A 16,637-nucleotide genomic window follows, 5' to 3' on the forward strand; every position below is an offset into this window, starting at 1 on the left:
TCGCAGCTTCGTTTCGGCCGTACATCCGGTAGCGGACCTGCCGCGTCGATTCCATGGCCGACTATCTTTTTGCATTCCACGCCGTCACAGGCAACAGAAGCCGTTACAAACCGGGCGGCAACTGTGATTTTGCGGCGCACCCTGTCAAAAAAGACACGCCCGCCGCATCAAGAAACCGCAGGCAGCACGAGCATGGCCTTCAAACCACCTCTTTCGCCGCGCGACAGACCCAGCGTGCCCTGGTATTCCCCTGCAATTTCGCTGACAATCGAAAGCCCGAGGCCTGTTCCGGGCTTGCTTTCGTCCAGCCGCTTGCCGCGTTTGATCGCGACCGCGATCTGCTCCGGCTCCAGCCCCGGCCCGTCATCCTCCACCTCCAGCGTGATCCACTGCCGGCGGCCGGGATCGCGCCCCTGCGTTCCCTCCGCCGCGGCATGCGCGGTCAAAAACACATGGGAGGCTGCATAACGCGCCGCATTGTCCAGGAGATTGCCGATGGTCTCTTCCACGTCCTGCTGCTCCATCGCCAGCACCAGTCCGGGTGGCGAGACGGAAAGCACGAAGGTCTTGTCGCTATGCAGGCGGCGCATCACCCGCACCAGTCGCTCCAGCACCGGCTCGACCTCTGTGCGTGCCAGCACCGATTCGCGCTGCGCCGCGATCCGGGCACGGTTCAGATAGGACTGCACCTGCATCTGCATCGCATCGGCCTGCGCCTTCACGAGATCGCCATGCGGCGCCTCCAGCACGCGGGATTCGTTCAAAAGTACGGCGATCGGCGTTTTCAGAGAATGCGCCAGATTTCCGACCTGCATGCGCGCCCGCTCGATGATGCGCCGGTTGCTGTCGATCAAGGCGTTGACTTCGCTTGCTAAGGGCTGGATCTCGCGCGGAAACTCGCCATCCAGCCGCTCGCTTTCGCCGCCGCGGACCTTTTCCAGAGACCGGCGTGCCTGGTCAAGCGGCCGCAGACCAAACAGAATTGCCAGCGCGTTCATGCCGAGGCCACCAAGGCCGAAAATGGCAAGAGCGATATAGAGATTGCGGTTGAAGTCATTGATATCAGCCTCGAGCACATCCCGGTTGCCGGCCACGCGAAATCGCGCCGTATGGCCCTGAATGTCGAGAACCACTTCCGTCTCGGCGACTTCGACCAGATTGCCGAAAGAATCGGCCGTCGTATAGAACCGCTCGTAGCGGATGTCGAAAGGGACCTCGTCGACGCTGGCGATCGGCAATTTTCCGGACCCGAGCGACGTCGACATCAGCGGCGGCGTATTGAACTCGCCGATCGGTTCTACGATCCAGTACCAGCCGGTCTGCGGCTGCGAAAACCGGAGATCCCCCAGCTGCGGGCTACCCGCAAGCACCGTTGTGTCGTTCACCGAAATCGAATTGATGACATTGTAGAGCTGCGCACGCAGTAGGTCCTGGAAACCGCGCTCTGATCCCTGTCGGTAAAGCGTCGAGATCACCACGCCGATAACGACTAGCGCCAGAACCGCCCATATGGTCGAGACGAGAAGAACGCGTGCGGTCAGGGATTGCGGTCGCACGCTCATCGGCGGCAACCGCCGATGGCAGGCTTCGGACAGGCGATCAGGCGGTAGAAGCTACCATCTGCGATCCAGCCCGTAAAAGTCGTACCCGCCGATCCCTGCATGCGGGCTAGGATTTCGCTGTCGCGCCGGCAGCACCCGGCGCCTGCATCCGATAACCGAGACCGCGGACAGTCTCGATCAGGTCATTGCCGATCTTCTTGCGCAGCCGGCCGACGAAGACCTCGATCGTATTGGAATCCCGGTCGAAATCCTGATCGTACATATGCTCGACCAGCTCGGTCCGCGACACCACCTGCCCCATGTGGTGCATCAGGTAGGAAAGCAGCCGGAACTCGTGCGAGGTCAACTTCAGCGCGACCCCGTCGACAAGCGCCTTCGATCCCTTGGTATCGAGGCGCACCGGCCCGCAGACGATTTCCGAGCTGGCATGACCGGCCGCGCGGCGGATCAGTGCCCGGATGCGGGCCAGCACTTCCTCGACGTGGAACGGCTTCGTCACATAGTCGTCGGCACCGGCATCGATGCCGGACACCTTGTCGCTCCAGCGATCGCGCGCCGTCAGGATCAGCACCGGCATGACCTTGCCGACCCCGCGCCATTTTTCCAGAACTGTAATGCCATCCATTTCCGGCAGGCCGATATCGAGAATCACCGCGTCATAGGGTTCGCTTTCGCCGAGATAATGCCCTTCCTCGCCGTCGAACGCCTGATCCACGACGTAGCCGGCTTCCTTCAGTGTATCGGTCAGCTGCCGGTTGAGATTGACGTCGTCTTCGACCACCAGAATGCGCATGAAAGTCCGATCTCCCTTGGTCTCGTTGCCGGCCTTGCCGTTGCCCTACATCGGAACCCGCACGGTTACCTTTTTCGGCCGTCCGCCATTGCCCGGTATCAGCACGGTGACGACGCATTTGCCATCGCTCGTCGGCTGAGCCGACAGGAGTTCCCCGCCGGTCTCGGCCACCACCTGCGCCGCCGCCTGGCCACAATCGCCATCCACAGCGACAACCATCGATGACACATCAGCGACAACCATCGATGACACATCAAACGCTGGCGGCGCGAATCCGGTGAGGCCCGCTGCAAGCGTTGCTATGATCAAGGGTGAGGACATGAAAGAACTTTCAACCTGGGAAGTATCTGGATGAAATCAATAGCCGATCCAGTCTGAATGGCAAATGAATGTCAGCCAGGGCGGCATGTCGCGGCAGATTACCGCAATCGTTTGCTGGCCGAAACACGGCCCCATATCGCAAGAATACCGCCTGCAGCAGCCGCAATGACCGTGAATTTTTCCGTCAGATCATGCTGGTCGCCAGCACTGATCTCCCATCCGAAGAGATTGGCACAGGATGCAACAATTGCAATCGCAGCGCCCCAAACCGTCTTCGAAAAATACCAGTTTTTTATTTCGCTCATGTCGGTCTCCTGGTGTGAATCTTATTCGTTCTTTCGACGGCTCATCCGACGGCAAGTAAGGCGGATGCTGCAACGCCCTGCGCAACCTTCGCACCGACCTGTTGCACGCGGATCGAGACCGCCATCTGGACGGCTCCGAAATCGGCCAGTTCGTCACTGACGGAATAGAGATAGTCCGGCTGAGAAACCTCGATGCTGCGCATGATCGCTGCCCCGTCGAGGATGTCGATGCGGTAGCGCTCCTGCGGTTCGTCCAGCGCGATATCACCGTCCAGCCAGTGATCGGCGTCCCGCCGGGCGCGCCTCGTCCAGGAAAAGCGGACATCGCCCGTTTCCTGCCGCCATGCTTTGAGGTGCACCGGCGCGATTGGTGTCTCGGCCCTCAGCCCGCCGACAAACGAAAACGGCCCCACAGGCCCTGCCACCTGTCCGGTCGTCTCAGTGATCCAGTTCATTTCCTGGCCCACCTCGCTGGTGGCAAGCCCCAGCGCCTTGACCGTGGAATTGAGCACCACCGTTGCAGCGCCCGGCACCGCTCCTGCCATCATCGCGTCTTCGGTGCCATGCAGTCCGCGCAGCAGCCCGGAAAGCTGCCAGCGCCCGGCCGAAACTTCTTCCGCCATGCAAAAGCCGATCACTTCCCAGATCCCGTTCTGCGCGCGAACGGCGATACGGTTCTGCCCGGTGAGCACGGCGATCGTCGATGCCGAGGAAAGCCCGCCGAAATGCAGGTCGAGCACGACAACGCCCGCCGGATCGAACCGCCCGCTGACTCCCGGCAACAGCGCCTGCGCGAGCACGCCGGTCTGCGCCGGCTGGTCCAGCCGCGCCCGCGCCCGATAGCCATCCAGCCCCGCCGAGGACGAAAGCATGACCGTATGCCACGGTCGCGAGAACACCGCGGCCCGCGCAAAGCCAGCCGTATCGCCCGCCTCGTATTGCGGCAGGTCCATGAGGTGAACGACAGGATCGAAGCCATCCGAAACATGCCGGCGCGGACGGCTGATAGCCATTGAGACCGGCGCCCCATTCCCGCCCGACGCGACGTATCCCCGCGCCTCGACGCTGCGGACCGCACCATCCTCGATCCGGGTGATCAGGAAAGTACCGTCCGGCCCCTCGTCCAGCGTCACCACATCTCCCGGCTCCAGCGCAACCGCCGCCGGCGACAGCGAAAACCGCGCGCTGCGCCGCGTCGCCTGATGATCCCGCAGCCCGTCCTCGACAGCGGCCATGGCAGCCCCTCGTGCAGCACGCCGGAGAGCGACAGGCGCAGCACCCGATCATTGCCCGGCGATGTGCTGCGGGATCGCGCCGTGGTCTTTTCATAATCCTTGCGGGTATCGAAATGGTCGAGTATGGCCTCGCCGGCATAGTCGCTGTCATGCCCGCGCACCTCCTCGACCAATGCCTGATCGGCAAGATCAGCGAGCACCGAAATATTTGTCGCAGGTGCCGCCAGCCGCATCCGCGAGCGGAAACGCAAGATCGTGCCATCTTCCACCGCATCGATCTGCAGCGCCGCCATCAGCGGCTCCAGCACCTCGCGGGCAGAGCCCTGCTCCGCCTGCACATAGCCGCCAAGATCGCCGCCGACGCAGCTCGTGTCGGCGGCCTCGAACCCATGGTCCGTCAAAATGGCGCGGATCACTTCGGCGGCGGTGCCTGCCCCCAGCCGCCCGTTCAGCCAGTGTCCCGTCTGCCAATTGCCCCCGTCAGACCAGACTTCGGTATTCTCGGGAAAGGCCGGCAGCGGCCGCGCATCCCAGGTCCAGACGAAGATATGATCCGGATCGACGCAGTCGGGTGCCTCGAGCGACGACCAGAAGCCGAGTTGCGCGTCGAGAAACGCCCGCTGCATTGCGTCACAGCGCCCACCACTTGAAAAATACGGCACCGCCGTCTCCGAGGATTTCGGATCGGTGAAGACGTTCGGCTGGTTCGCCCCCTTGTCGATCGCCGGGCAGCCGGCCTCGGTAAACCAGATCGGCTTTGCCCCCGGCACCCATACCGTCGGGCTTGTCAGTTCCACGCCACCGATGCGATCGTGGTGCGGCTCGCTCCACCAGCTCTCCAGATCCTTGTACCGATAGATCCAGGGCTTTCCGCCAAGCCCGTCCGTGATCGGCGTTCGCACCCGGTTTCTACGGTCGGCGTCGGAGGCGTAAAACCAGTCGTAGCCTTCGCCCGAAAGCACCATAGCGGCCATCGCGTCGCGGTCCTCGGCAAGCCGAAACCCGTCCGGATTGCCGCTCTCCATATCTCCGTCACGCCAGTCCGACAGCGGCATGTAGTTGTCGATGCCGACGGCATCGATCGCCGCGCTCGCCCAGAGCGGATCGAGATTGTAGTGCACCTCACTCGTGCCATCGGCCGGGTGATAGCCGAAATACTCGCTCCAGTCGGCGCCGTAGGTGAGCTTCGTTCCCCCACCGACAACATCCCTGACATCACTCGCCAGTGCCACCAGCGCCTCGACAAAGGGGAAGGTTCCGGCATCGTCGCGAAGCCTTGTCAGCCCGCGCAGTTCCGAGCCGATGATAAAGCCATCGACACCGCCGGCTGCCTGCGCCAGCAGGGCATAGTGCAGAATAAGCCGCCGATACCCCTCGTCCGCAGCAGTCGAAACCACGCTCTTGCCGGAGACCGAAAAATCAGCCGCTTCCGCGGTCCCGCAAAAAGCCTCGACCTCAGCGCGTGCTGCCGCCGTTTTATCCGTGCTATCAGGCTCGCCGCTGGCCGGATAACAGGTGATGCGCCCGCGCCAGGGATAGGCCGGCTGCCCCGTTCCGCCATAGGGGTTTGGCAGCGTGTTCTCAGAGGCAATGTCCATCATCACGAAGGGGTAGAGGTATACCTTCAGCCCCCGCGCCTTGAGATCGGCAATCGCCGCCACCACGCTGGCATCGCTCGGCGTGCCCCCGTAGGCCGGCCCGCCGCCATTGCTGCTGATCGCGTGGGCATCACCGCGCGAAATGCCTGATACAGACCAGGCCGTGCTTTCATGGTCCCGCACCGGCGTCTCCACACCCGGAACGATCCGGCAATGTCCCGCCCGCAGATCCGTGCCGAACCAGGAAACGACCAACGCCACCCGCTCCAGATGGGGACACAGCGCCTGCAATTCGTCGATCGACGCCTCAAAGTCCGATGCGGCGTGATAAACGTTGCGGTTGATCCGGCGGCTCTCGCCGGCACCCGTGCGTTCGGTGACAACCTCTGGATCGTAACCATGCTCGCTGGACCCCGGAATGAGCGTCACCGCCCGGATCGACGTCTCCAGCGTTCCAACGGGACGCAGCACCTCGAACTGAATAACCGGGATGCGGTTGCCATAGGCATCGAGCGGAAAGCGCTCGAACACCGCATAAGCAAGCCCGCGATAGGCCGGCGCCTTGCCCGTCCCCTGCTTGGCCTCGATCAGCGGGTCCGGCATTTGCGCCGACGTGCCTTTGTGGATACGCATCTCGATGCCGGTCAGGTCGAGTTCGCGTCCATCCGCCCAGACCCTGCGCACATGGGCAATCTCGCCCTCGCAGATCCCGAGTGCAAAATTGGCGTAGTAGCGGAAGGTCTCGACCCGTGGTCCGCTCGCCTTGCCGCCCTGCCGCTCGGAGCGAACTTCTTCCTCGAAGCGGGTCGCCCAGATCAGCGTGCCGCCGATCCGCACGGTTCCGTAAGCGCGCGTGATTGCCGTGCCTTCGTCGGCGCCCGGAATGCGCGCGTCACCCAGCCTCGTGCCGCGCACCGTCGTCATGCCGTTGATGATCGAGCGGTCGAGCGCCGATCCCGCCAGCGCACCAACCGCCCGGCCGAGCACGGCGCCGACAGGGCCAAAAACGCTGCCGAGCGCCGCACCCGCCGCCTGCAGGAGAATGGTTGCCATGGTCTACTCCAGGGAGAATTTAGATCGTGTCCGGAAACCGGAAAACACCGGCGATCCGCCGCCGCCACGAAGGCACCAGAGCGGATTCGATCACCGCCGCCTGCTCATAGGCGTGAATGAAGCGATCGGCAGCGCTCAGAATCCCGGCATGTTTGGCCGGCATGCCGGGACGCCAGCGAAACAGCAGGAGGTCGCCGCTTTCCATGGCCTCGCGCGGCAAGGCCGGACCGAAATGCCGGATCGCCGCCGCCATCAGCGCATCGTCTGTGCCGCGCTCCGCCCAGTCGGGCTGATAGGCCGGCGGCAATTCCGGCTCCGCGCCATAGAGTTCGCGCCAGACACCGCGCACCAACCCCAGACAATCGCAACCGACACCCTGCAAGCTCGCCTGATGCCGATAGGGCGTGCCGATCCAGCTCCGCGCCGATGCAACGACCCGGTCCGCAAACGCGATGTTGCAAGGAATGGTCTCCGAGAGAAAGACGGGCTCAACGCCAATCACCGCATCGCTCCCTCCCCCTTGTGGGGAGGGTTGGGGAGGGGTCCTTCCTCCCAAACTCACGAACTCGCTCAACCGCCGTCCCTCACCCATACAGCGGCCGCCCGTCATGCACGCTGTCGCCATCGGCATAACCAAGGGCAAAGTCCGCGCCCGGCATATGCGGAAACCCTTGAAAGTTCAGCGGATTGGAAAATTTGTCCTCGCAGGTGGCAAAGCTCTTGTCGCAGCCGGCCCGGATCTCGAACGTATCGCCAACGGCAACCGGCACCGAAGGTGGCAGCCACAACGACAGCATCACGTCGTCCCCATCCTTGCCGTGATTTTCGATATCAACGCTTTGCCCGGCGGCGGCCCCGCCCAGAAACCTCATCGTGCCATAGCGATAAAACCCTGCCTCGGCCGCGCCAATGCCGTCCACAATCAACCGCGTCGCACCGAGCCAGCCCGTCACCACGCCTTCGGCCCTCCAGGGAGAAACATCGATGTTGACCTTGCAGCGCGCGTCGCCGAGCACGGCGTCGCAGCGCCGGCTGTAGATCCGGCCCTGCACCTGATCTAGCCTGTGCGTCAGCCGCCGCAATTCGGCCCGAAACGCCCCGCCCGCTCGCGTCACCTCGCCGATCTCCTGCACACGCAACAACATATGATCATCAGGCACCTGCCAGTTGACCAGAAACACCTCGACCCGCGCGCCGTCGTAGCGCCCGGCCAGCACGTCCGCTTCGCTGATCGCTACGCTCGAAAAGCCGCCGGCAATCTCGCTCGCCTCGACCGAGAGCCCGGCAGTCGCCTCCGCGTCGCTGGCCTGAAATCCGCTCGCCGCCAGAAACGCCGTGCCGGCAAACACAAGATCGCGGTCATGCTCGGTAAAGCCGAGCACCACCCCGTCGCGACGCGTAACGCGCCAGGCATGGCAAACTGTCGTCGCATCACCAGAAAGATGCTCGGCAAGGGCTGAAGGAACCTGTCTCATGGCCGGATCTCCACCAAGGGGATCGACGGGATGCGTCCCGCCTGAAACTGCGCCAGATCGATATCGATCCGGTCCGTATCGAACCGCACCGGCACATCGAACGCGTAGCCCGCCCGCACCACTGCGCCGGCCGCCGGAATTTTCCCCGGCCCGAAGGTCACCAGCCCCGTCGCCTCGTCCACCGCAAAGTCGCCGGGCAACGCCACGACGCCACCCACCGAAACGACGACGCTGTCAGCCACCGGCTTTTCGATCGCCCGCACCGAGGCCCCGCCCGCATCGGCATAGGTCTTGGTCAGCGGAAAGCCGGCAATGACGCCATCCCCCGTCCCGATGATCTGGTCTCCGGCGGTGATGGTCTCCAGCGGCCCGCAGGATTTCCAGTCGACGGGATCGCGGAAACGGAACCCGTAAAGCTGCCCCGCCCGCGCCTCGAAGAACGACAGGACGGCATAGAGGTCCTCGACCGACTTGATCCCCGACCCCGCATCATACTGCCGCCTTGCATCCCGCCACCGCCGATTGCGGTTTTCCCGCCCGTTCGAAAGACTGACAATATCCGTCCGCCGCACCGGCCCCCACTCGTCCCCAAGGCAAGACGAAGCGGAAACCGGACTTCATGAAATCCTGTTGGCATGGTGTTTTTTCCGTGTGTGGGGGAGTGTTGATGCGCAAGCGAGAGCGCTTAAAATTCAACTGTCGGAGAGTGTCGACGCCGTAATACGCAGGTGGCGTCCTCTGTCGCCCATATCTAAGAACCACGCCCTCTGTGGGGGTGGTGGGTTTGTGGTTCGTTTCATGCCGACATCCTTTTGCGCGCTGTTGGCCGAAAGCTGGATTGTAGAACTCTGTCCGATACGGTAGCTCTTTTTCATGCGAAAACCTGATTTCGATATAGACGGTTGGTGCTTAGAAGATGGGGAGGAATATCATCGCGCAGCGCCCGAGACCTTTTGGATTCCTGATCGCGAGACTCGCGAAGGGCTGCAGCCAGGCGACTTCGCAAAGCTGATTTTCCGTATAAGCATAGATGATCCGCACACTCCGGTTGCAGTGGAGCGGATGTGGGTGCTTGTGCGCGAACGTGTGGACGGCGGCTATCTCGGCATTTTGGACAACGACCCAGACGCAATAGACGAAAACGAGGAGTTCTGGCGCGGTATCGAACTGCCATTCGCGGCCTGTCACGTGATCAACATTGATGTGCGGGACAAAAACTCAATCGCAGTCGCAGCTCAAGCGCCAAAGCGGAAATGGCCAAAGTTTTGAAGGCGAGTGTCGGCGCCTCATCTAAAATCCACCTTTCACGGTAATCACGTCGGATACCCACACCCACAATTAACGTGATTCAGCTCCCATCAAACTATCTGAGGGTGATGGGTACATACCCCTCACATCCCCCGCCGCCCGCGCGAAACCGTCCGCGTCAGCATGGCCGCAATCTGTCCTTCGGACTTCCGAAAGCTCTGCGCATCCGTTGCGGTCACATTGAAGACAACGTTCATCGCGCCTCCGCCGCCGGCAACGCCTAGCGAGCCGTCCGATCCGCGTTTCAGCGGCAGGATCGCCTCTGATCCCGCCTCGCCCATCAGGCCAAAATCACCGCCCATCGGAAAATAGGTTGGCGCAGAAACGATCCCGCCCTCCGCAAACGGCGTCACCCGCCCGGGCACGCCGCCTCCGGCAAAGGCCGTCGCGTGGCCCAAACCACTGGCAAGATTGCCGGCGAGGCCGGTGAGCGCCGATCCAAGCAGCCCTTCAAACGGTTTCAGCCCGGCCGACAACGCAATTTCGCTCAGCCGCAGGCCGGCACTTTTCAGCACATCCTCCAGCCCCTTGCCGCCGCGGGTCGCCGACACCAGCGCCCCGGTCAGCGCCGACCCGAACGAGCGCGACCGCCCCTCAAGATCGGACAACACAGCCTTCAAAGCCTCCGCCTCGTCCGTCGCCGCCGCAAAATCCGTCGTCTCGACCATGTCACTCTCCTTGATCCGGATGTCAGGCCCCGCACCAAAGCCCCAACCACTGGTTACTCACTATTCGCTATTCACTTCCCCATCCGGAAACGCCCCCATCAACGCCTCCAGCGCGGAGCGGTCCGGAACCGGCAAACGCAGCTTCAGCCCGCCGCTGGCCACAAAAACTCTCTCGGCGTCATCGCCCAGAAATTGGTCGGAGACAGCCGCAGCAGGCACAATCCGAGATGCAGGACATCGGCCCAGGGGAAGGCCCGGCTGCCCGTCATCCGCGCGCCCGCTGCGGCATCTAAGGGTTTGCTGCGGCCTCCTGCGTCTCGCCGAATGTCGCCGCCAGTAGTTCGCCGGTAAGGCGGGCCATGCCGGCCAGACCGCCCTCGATAGTCATCATCGCCACATCCTCGTCGGAGACGATATTGCCGCCGCCACGCAGGCCGGCGCTCAGGATGCGGATGATATCGTTCGCCTTGAGGCTGCCGGCGGAAAACCGCGTCGCAAGATCCATCAGGTTGTCCGCCGCAAAGGCCGTTTCCAGCTCGGCGAGGCCGGCGAGCGTCAGGCAGAGAATGCGCCGCTCCCCGTCGATGACAGCCTCGATCTCGCCGCGATGCCGGTTGGCCCGCCCGGTCGCCCCGTTTCGCCCCATCACAGCACCGCAAATGTCAGGGCGCCGGCCGATTCCAGCGCCATTTCGAACTGCACCTCGCCATTATACTGCCCGGAATATTCAAGCGCCGTCACCTGGAAGAGACCCGTCAGCGTGCCGAAATCCGGAATGACGACCTGCCAGTTGAGGATCGAGCCGTTGAAGAACGACGCGCGCACCAAGGCATCCGAACTCTGGTCCTTGAAGATGCCGGCGCCGGAAAGCGAGGCCCGCTGCACGCCGGCGCCGCCCAGAAGCTCGCGCCAGCGCCCTGCCGATTCCGCATCGGTCACATCGACAGTCTCGGCATTGAAGGCGAGCCGCTTCGACCGCAACCCCGCCACCGTCGCGTAACTTCCGCCATTGTCGATCTTCAAGAGAAGATCCTTGCCCTTCTGCGCCACCATGGAATGTCCTTTCCTGAAACGAAAAAAGCGCCCCTGGGGACGCCTGAACCTTAAATCTACACCGAAGACCGGATCACTCCGTCAACGCCCGGAACACCATCTCCGCCACATGCCCCTTGCCCTTGGCATCGCGCCCGGTGCGGGTTTTCTGGTGGCGCAGGTTGACGAGGACCGCACCGGTCAAGGCGAGCGCCGCATCGTCGAGCAGCACGCGGATGCGCGCTGCAATCTCCTGCACGACACGGTTTCCACCCTCGCCGCTGCGGGCCTCCAGCGTCAGCAGATGCTCCTCGCCGGGCTCGCTCGCCGTCGACCAGTCGCGGGTTTCGATGTTTGCGATGCGCACATAGGGCCGCGCTGGCGCGATCAGCAGCCGATCATGCACGCCGACCGCGCCGATCAATGTCGTCAGCGCTGCGTCTCCGGTCAGCCGCGCATAGATCGCCGCCTGCAGGGCCTGTGTCGCACTCATAGCCCCGCCTCCTCACACCGGCAGACGAGGTAGCGGCGTGTCTCGTCCGCGTCGAAATGCGCCCGGATCAAGAACAGCCGTGAACCTTTACGAAACCGCATGCCGGCCGTGATGTCGGTACGGTAGCGGACCCAGATTCGGTGCGTGACGGAAAACACCGCCTCGTCCGCCCGCTCGCTGTCCGGCATCGACACGGGTTCGATCATCGCCCAGAGCGAGCCGACAATGGCATAGCCCGGCACCGATCCGCCCTGGCCGTCGCTGACTGGCATCGGCATTTCCAGCTCCAGCCGGGCCGACAGCCTGCCGGGATCAATGATCGCCGCATCCATGTCACAGCCCCCGCCGGCAGAAGGGCGCGATCAACCTGTCATATCCGGCCGGCACCGCCGCCGGCTGGCTGTCCACTGAAACCGCACCGCGGCATTCATAAAGCAGCGCCACGTGCAGCAGCATGGCGCGCTTCAACGTGTCGGGAATATCAGTCCCCGTCTCGCCGAACCCGGCGGTGAAATCGATCTCGATGCCGTTGATCTCACGTTCGACAACGGGCCGCTGCGCCAGCACCAGCCGCGCTGGTCGCGACCGCCCGTCGAGAATGGCATCGGTCAAGGTCAGCTCCTGCGGCAGGCCGGCAGCATCGTAAACCGTAACCGCATCAACGCTTTGCACCGGGCTTTTCGCGATCTGAATCACCGGCCCGTCCGGCCAGTCGTCGCGGTAGAGCCGAAACGTCCGGCTGATCAGGACCAGCCCGGTCGCCTGCTCCAGAGACTGCCGCGCGGCCCGGATCAGATCCTCGATCAGGCTGTCCTCGGTCGCGCCATCAATGCGCAAATGCGCCTTCGTCTCGGCAAGCGTCAGCGGCTCGCCGGAGGGCGGCGTCAGTTCGGTTATGGTCATGGATGTCTCCGTCAGCTGAACGATAAGGGGACGGACGCGGCGGGAGGAAGCCGCGTCCGCCTTCGTGCGCCGGCGGCAGGGAAGGCCGCCGGGCACAAACTGCCGACACTTCTTGAAAAAGGGCTCTCACCCGGTTTTTCAAGAGGGACTATTTCAGGAGGCCGCAAACTTCACCAGCTTGATCGCCTCGAAATTCTGCACGCCGCCGCCGACGCGCTTGGTCGTGTAGAACAGCACATAGGGCTTGGCCGAATAGGGATCGCGCAGCACGCGCACGCCCGTGCGGTCAACAATCAGGTAGCCGGCGGCGAAGTTGCCGAAGGCGATCGCGTGGGCGCTGGCGGCAATATCGGGCATGTCCTCGGCCTCGGCGATCGGGAAGCCCATCAGCGAAGCCGCCTGGCCGGCCGCGGCCGGCGGCTGCCAGAGATAGTTGCCATCGGCATCCTTGAACTTGCGGATTTCCGCCTGCACCTTGCGGTTCATGACGAAGCTGGCGTTCTGGCGGTGGCCAGCCTTCAGCGCATAGATCGTGTCGATCAGCGTGTCGGAGGGACCGCTCGCCTTGAAGGCGCCGGCAGCTCCCGTGGCGATATAGCCGATATTACCCCAGCTCCAGCTGCCATCAGCGACATTGGTATAGCTCAGGAACCCCTTCGGCTTGTTGGTGCCGTCGCCCGAAACAAAGGCCGTTCCCTCCTGTTCGCCGAAGGCAATGTCCACCTCCGAGGCAATCCAGCTTTCGATGTCGACCGCCGCATCGTCAAGTAGCGCCGCCGTTGCCGCCGGCATGGCGTAAAGCTCCATGGTCGGAAACGAAAGCTCGGCCAATTGCGGCGTCGTCGTCTGCGGCCGTGCCGCCGTTTCCGAAACCCAGCCCGTCGCCATGCCGGCCAGCGCAAACGGCTTCTTCAGCACGGAGCCCGAGACCTGGCGCACGGTCGCCAGTGCCCGGATCGGCGAAACGACCGAAAGCCTGCGGCCGATCTCTGTGTCGGTCTCATTCGGCACGAGATAACCGCCATCGGTGGCAGAGCCGATCGAGAAAGCCTTGCCTTCGAGATCGCGCAGCCCCTGCTCGTCGCCGCGGCGGATATAGCTTTCGAACGCCGCCTTGTGCTCGACCGCCTCCATGCTCGAAACGTCGCTGCGGCCCAGCGCCGGCCGCGCCTTCTTCAGCACAAGCTGGTCGAGCACCCGCTTCTGCTCGTCCATCGCCCGGTTCACCCGGTCCATCTTGTCGCGGGTCACGACATCGGCGGTCAGCTTGGTTTCAAGCTCGGAAAGCCGCCGGTCGTTGGTTTCCTTGAAGGCCTCGAAGGCGCCCATGAAATCGTCGAAGGCCGCCGTCATCGTCTCCGGCATGGTCTTGATTTCGGGGGCCACGGCCGGTGTCTTCGGTGCTGTTTCCGTCATTTCATCCTGTCCTTGTCTGCTTGGAGTTTCATCATCCGGGTCGCCCGCCGCATTCTGCGCACGAGCTCCGTTTCGGGGTCGCGGAACCACCGCGCATTCTTGACGTTCGAGACGCGCGCCGAAGGCAGCATCGGGAAGGTCACGATCGAGATTTCCCAGAGGTCGGCCTCAAGGATCCGGCGCACGCCGCTCTTGCCGTCGGTCTTCGCCTTGACGGTCTGGAAACCGATGGAGAGCCCGTCAAGCGCCCCCGCCTTCATCAGCTGGTGTACCTCCCGGGCGCGTGCTACGCCGGGCGAAAGCAGCCCCTCGACATAGAGCCCGCGCATCCTCGCGGATCGTCTTCCAGGCACCGAGCGGTTCGCCGGGATCGTGCTGGAAAAGCATGCGCACCCCGGCCGCGCCGCGCCGCGACAGCGAGCGCGAAAACGCCCCCGGCTCGATCGCATCCTTGCCGAGATCGACCTCGCCGAAAATGCTCGCATAACCGGAAAAGCGCCCCTCCCCGGTCACCCCGGAAAGCGTCAGATTGGCAAACTTCTTCGTTCGCCAGACAGGCAGGCTGTCGGTCGTCATGGGATGTCTCCGATGTTGGAAAAAGCGAATAGTGAATAGTGGGTAGTGGGATTTCCCAAGAGCAATAGAGGGGCAACTATTCGCTACCCACTACCCACTACCCACTCATTTCCCCCATACCGTTCCGCCACGCGCGCCACCGCGCCCAGCACCCACCAGGCGCAAAGGCTCGTCGCCGCAGACCCCGCGAGCATCACCTCGGTGCCCGACAGAGCACCGGCAATGCCGAGCTTCGAGACGAGCCAAAGCCCGGCCGGTCCGCCGAAAATCAGCCCGCAGATCAGCCCTGTGAAAAACCGCGATGCCGCCTCCTGCCTGCCCTTCGGCAGCATATAGACCAGCGACACCGCGGCACCGGCAGCAGAGCCAATACCCCTGGCCGCCCAGAGCCCCGGGTCATTGCCAAAATCAGCCATTTGTTAAGTCCTTGATGGTATTGTCTAAACACGACCAAAACAGTCGTTCGATCCGCCTGACGCAAGGTCAGCCGCGGCATGACGCGGCGTCAGCCGTTCCATTTCTCTGAATCTTTTGAATCGCTTGGATGGTTGTCTTCAAAGCTTGAATCAACACCTTCACGGATTGATTCAACGCGCATCGGAATCAGAATCCAATTTCTTGGATAACCTGATGAAAAAACAAGGCATTGTCATTTTCTACAAGCCGATCGACAAGCAAGCGAACCTCTTCTCCTCAATACCCCACAGCCTGTCGCTTTTCTTCATCGGTGAGAAAATCCGCATCCTTCAGCCGGGCCCAGACCTCCGCTCGCTCGGCCGCAAGTCCCGCCACTTCGTCGAGGTCAGGCACCAGCCGCAGCGTCTCGCCCAGGTTTTCCGAGAACCAGCCGGACAGCGCCGAAAGCGTGCGAAACAGCATCGGCAGCACGGTCAGGCGATAGAAGGCCCGGTTGGCCTCCTGGTAGTTGGCATAGGTGTCGTCACCGGGAATACCGAGCAGCATCGGCGGCACGCCGAAGGCGAGCGCGATGTCACGGGCAGCGCCGTTCTTTGCCTCGACAAAATCCATGTCCTTCGGCGAAAGCCCCATCGCCTTCCAGTCGAGACCGCCTTCGAGCAACAGCGGCCGCCCGGCGCGCATCGGCCCGGAATAGCCCTCGTCGAGTTCTTGTCTCAATCGCTCATACTGGTCGGCCGAAAGATTGCCGCCCTCCTTCGGCTGGTAGACCAGCGCGCCGGATGGCCGCGCCGAATTGTCGAGCAGCGCCTTGTTCCAGGTGGCGGCCGCATTGGAGAGATCGAGCGCCATCTGCGCTGCCTCCAGCGGTGGAAATCCCAGATGGTCGTCGAGCGGATGAAACAGCCGCAGGTGCAGCAATCCGCCCTCTCCGGCGGCATGCCGGCGGACAAGTGTGCCGACCCGGTATTCATAGGCCTCCGGCCAGCCGTCACGTCCCTCGAGAATGCGAACCCGGTCCGGCCGCAGCAGATGCAGTTCCCGAACCTCCTCGCCGACCTTGAGCGCCTCGACATAGGCGTTACCGGACAGGAGCAGATGGCCGTAGAGCGTCTCCAGGAAATCAACGCCGCCCATCCGGCCGTTCGGTCGGGCAAGCAGTGCCAGCACCGGATGTTCGCTTGCCTCCCGCGTGCCTTCGTAGAGCAAAAGCGGCACCGATGCCGCCGCTTCCGAAATCAGCCGCACGGCCCGATGCGCGGCCGGGTTCTTCATGAACCCCTCGCGGGAAAGTCCGGCATAGGTGCGGCCCGTCCAGTGCGCCCGCGCGTCTTTCGAAAGCGCGATGAAGCCCGTTGCAGCCTTGGCCTCGGGTGTTCGATCGGCCGGGCGCCGCCACGGCAGTCGAAATGGGTTTTTCATGATGTCGGGTTCCTTGACGTTCAAAGAGCGGCTGGCCGGTTGCTCGGCGACCAGACGCCA

17 protein-coding genes and 3 pseudogenes are annotated in these 16,637 nt (G+C 63.3%); 1 reads left to right on the top strand and 19 read right to left on the bottom strand.

The window, feature by feature from the left end; genetic code table 11:
* Nucleotides 1-167 precede the first annotated feature (167 nt).
* The 8 genes and pseudogenes from P6U16_RS04400 to P6U16_RS04435 form a co-directional block, all read right to left on the bottom strand.
* Nucleotides 168-1,556: a sensor histidine kinase gene (locus tag P6U16_RS04400; RefSeq protein ID WP_277704001.1), complete on the bottom strand. Its 1,389-nt coding sequence runs from the start codon at nucleotides 1,554-1,556 to the stop codon at nucleotides 168-170.
* Nucleotides 1,557-1,668: 112 nt separating this feature from the next.
* Nucleotides 1,669-2,355 carry a response regulator transcription factor gene (locus tag P6U16_RS04405; RefSeq protein WP_277702753.1) on the bottom strand — a complete coding sequence of 229 codons (687 nt, stop codon included), beginning with the start codon at nucleotides 2,353-2,355 and terminating at the stop codon, nucleotides 1,669-1,671.
* A 45-nt stretch (nucleotides 2,356-2,400) separates the two neighbouring features.
* Nucleotides 2,401-2,676, bottom strand: coding sequence for a hypothetical protein (locus P6U16_RS04410; RefSeq protein ID WP_277702754.1), 276 nt, complete (start codon nucleotides 2,674-2,676; stop codon nucleotides 2,401-2,403).
* A gap of 98 nt (nucleotides 2,677-2,774) precedes the next feature.
* Nucleotides 2,775-2,981, bottom strand: a complete 207-nt coding sequence (locus tag P6U16_RS04415; RefSeq protein ID WP_277702755.1) for a hypothetical protein — start codon at nucleotides 2,979-2,981, stop codon at nucleotides 2,775-2,777.
* Nucleotides 2,982-3,022: 41 nt separating this feature from the next.
* Nucleotides 3,023-6,867, bottom strand: a pseudogene (locus tag P6U16_RS04420) (glycoside hydrolase/phage tail family protein).
* A 19-nt stretch (nucleotides 6,868-6,886) separates the two neighbouring features.
* A complete protein-coding gene (locus P6U16_RS04425; protein ID WP_277704002.1) occupies nucleotides 6,887-7,321 on the bottom strand; it encodes an NlpC/P60 family protein in 435 nt (144 codons plus the stop codon).
* Nucleotides 7,322-7,451: 130 nt separating this feature from the next.
* A complete protein-coding gene (locus P6U16_RS04430; RefSeq protein ID WP_277702756.1) occupies nucleotides 7,452-8,342 on the bottom strand; it encodes a DUF2163 domain-containing protein in 891 nt (296 codons plus the stop codon).
* Nucleotides 8,339-8,979 (bottom strand): annotated as a pseudogene (locus tag P6U16_RS04435) (TIGR02217 family protein). The gene P6U16_RS04430 and the pseudogene P6U16_RS04435 overlap by 4 nt, the downstream one beginning before the upstream one ends.
* A gap of 236 nt (nucleotides 8,980-9,215) precedes the next feature.
* Here P6U16_RS04435 and P6U16_RS04440 point away from each other — a divergent pair.
* Nucleotides 9,216-9,611, top strand: a complete 396-nt coding sequence (locus tag P6U16_RS04440) for a hypothetical protein (RefSeq protein ID WP_277702757.1) — start codon at nucleotides 9,216-9,218, stop codon at nucleotides 9,609-9,611.
* A gap of 122 nt (nucleotides 9,612-9,733) precedes the next feature.
* Here the strand turns inward: P6U16_RS04440 and P6U16_RS04445 are convergent, their stop codons facing one another.
* From P6U16_RS04445 to P6U16_RS04495, 11 genes and pseudogenes are all read right to left on the bottom strand, one after another.
* Entirely contained in the window at nucleotides 9,734-10,318 is a 585-nt protein-coding gene (locus P6U16_RS04445) for a phage tail tape measure protein (RefSeq protein ID WP_277702758.1), read from the bottom strand.
* Nucleotides 10,319-10,461: 143 nt separating this feature from the next.
* Entirely contained in the window at nucleotides 10,462-10,587 is a 126-nt protein-coding gene (locus P6U16_RS28305; protein ID WP_349017674.1) for a phage tail assembly chaperone, read from the bottom strand.
* A 20-nt stretch (nucleotides 10,588-10,607) separates the two neighbouring features.
* Complete coding sequence (locus P6U16_RS04455; RefSeq protein WP_277702759.1) at nucleotides 10,608-10,964, bottom strand: gene transfer agent family protein; 357 nt, start codon at nucleotides 10,962-10,964, stop codon at nucleotides 10,608-10,610.
* Nucleotides 10,964-11,371, bottom strand: a complete 408-nt coding sequence (locus P6U16_RS04460) for a phage major tail protein, TP901-1 family (protein WP_277702760.1) — start codon at nucleotides 11,369-11,371, stop codon at nucleotides 10,964-10,966. Before P6U16_RS04460 ends, P6U16_RS04455 begins: the two co-directional genes overlap by 1 nt.
* Before the next feature lie 73 nt (nucleotides 11,372-11,444).
* Nucleotides 11,445-11,843, bottom strand: coding sequence for a DUF3168 domain-containing protein (locus P6U16_RS04465; protein ID WP_277702761.1), 399 nt, complete (start codon nucleotides 11,841-11,843; stop codon nucleotides 11,445-11,447).
* A complete protein-coding gene (locus P6U16_RS04470) occupies nucleotides 11,840-12,175 on the bottom strand; it encodes a phage head closure protein (protein WP_277702762.1) in 336 nt (111 codons plus the stop codon). The genes P6U16_RS04465 and P6U16_RS04470 overlap by 4 nt, the downstream gene beginning before the upstream one ends.
* A gap of 1 nt (nucleotide 12,176) precedes the next feature.
* Nucleotides 12,177-12,746 carry a head-tail connector protein gene (locus tag P6U16_RS04475; protein WP_277702763.1) on the bottom strand — a complete coding sequence of 190 codons (570 nt, stop codon included), beginning with the start codon at nucleotides 12,744-12,746 and terminating at the stop codon, nucleotides 12,177-12,179.
* A 153-nt stretch (nucleotides 12,747-12,899) separates the two neighbouring features.
* A complete protein-coding gene (locus P6U16_RS04480; RefSeq protein ID WP_277702764.1) occupies nucleotides 12,900-14,162 on the bottom strand; it encodes a phage major capsid protein in 1,263 nt (420 codons plus the stop codon).
* Nucleotides 14,159-14,738, bottom strand: a pseudogene (locus P6U16_RS04485) (HK97 family phage prohead protease). The gene P6U16_RS04480 and the pseudogene P6U16_RS04485 overlap by 4 nt, the downstream one beginning before the upstream one ends.
* Before the next feature lie 83 nt (nucleotides 14,739-14,821).
* On the bottom strand, nucleotides 14,822-15,154 hold the full coding sequence (locus P6U16_RS04490) for a DUF6107 family protein (RefSeq protein ID WP_277702765.1): 333 nt from the start codon (nucleotides 15,152-15,154) through the stop codon (nucleotides 14,822-14,824).
* A 277-nt stretch (nucleotides 15,155-15,431) separates the two neighbouring features.
* Nucleotides 15,432-16,577 (bottom strand): phage portal protein, encoded by a 1,146-nt coding sequence (locus P6U16_RS04495; RefSeq protein ID WP_277702766.1) that lies wholly within the window; start codon nucleotides 16,575-16,577, stop codon nucleotides 15,432-15,434.
* Nucleotides 16,578-16,637 lie beyond the last annotated feature (60 nt).

The sequence above is a fragment of the Rhizobium sp. 32-5/1 genome, assembly GCF_029537235.1.
Taxonomy (GTDB): domain Bacteria; phylum Pseudomonadota; class Alphaproteobacteria; order Rhizobiales; family Rhizobiaceae; genus Pararhizobium.

Coding starts and splice junctions, on each gene's coding strand:
- P6U16_RS04455 (WP_277702759.1), bottom strand. CDS start 10,964: ATGGGGCGAAACGGGGCGACCGGGCGGGCCAACCGGCATCGCGGCGAG.
- P6U16_RS04440 (WP_277702757.1), top strand. CDS start 9,216: ATGCGAAAACCTGATTTCGATATAGACGGTTGGTGCTTAGAAGATGGG.
- P6U16_RS04475 (WP_277702763.1), bottom strand. CDS start 12,746: ATGACCATAACCGAACTGACGCCGCCCTCCGGCGAGCCGCTGACGCTT.
- P6U16_RS04430 (WP_277702756.1), bottom strand. CDS start 8,342: ATGAGACAGGTTCCTTCAGCCCTTGCCGAGCATCTTTCTGGTGATGCG.
- P6U16_RS04410 (WP_277702754.1), bottom strand. CDS start 2,676: ATGTCCTCACCCTTGATCATAGCAACGCTTGCAGCGGGCCTCACCGGA.
- P6U16_RS04490 (WP_277702765.1), bottom strand. CDS start 15,154: ATGGCTGATTTTGGCAATGACCCGGGGCTCTGGGCGGCCAGGGGTATT.
- P6U16_RS04405 (WP_277702753.1), bottom strand. CDS start 2,355: ATGCGCATTCTGGTGGTCGAAGACGACGTCAATCTCAACCGGCAGCTG.
- P6U16_RS28305 (WP_349017674.1), bottom strand. CDS start 10,587: ATGACGGGCAGCCGGGCCTTCCCCTGGGCCGATGTCCTGCATCTCGGA.
- P6U16_RS04470 (WP_277702762.1), bottom strand. CDS start 12,175: ATGGATGCGGCGATCATTGATCCCGGCAGGCTGTCGGCCCGGCTGGAG.
- P6U16_RS04460 (WP_277702760.1), bottom strand. CDS start 11,371: ATGGTGGCGCAGAAGGGCAAGGATCTTCTCTTGAAGATCGACAATGGC.
- P6U16_RS04480 (WP_277702764.1), bottom strand. CDS start 14,162: ATGACGGAAACAGCACCGAAGACACCGGCCGTGGCCCCCGAAATCAAG.
- P6U16_RS04445 (WP_277702758.1), bottom strand. CDS start 10,318: ATGGTCGAGACGACGGATTTTGCGGCGGCGACGGACGAGGCGGAGGCT.
- P6U16_RS04465 (WP_277702761.1), bottom strand. CDS start 11,843: ATGAGTGCGACACAGGCCCTGCAGGCGGCGATCTATGCGCGGCTGACC.
- P6U16_RS04495 (WP_277702766.1), bottom strand. CDS start 16,577: ATGAAAAACCCATTTCGACTGCCGTGGCGGCGCCCGGCCGATCGAACA.
- P6U16_RS04415 (WP_277702755.1), bottom strand. CDS start 2,981: ATGAGCGAAATAAAAAACTGGTATTTTTCGAAGACGGTTTGGGGCGCT.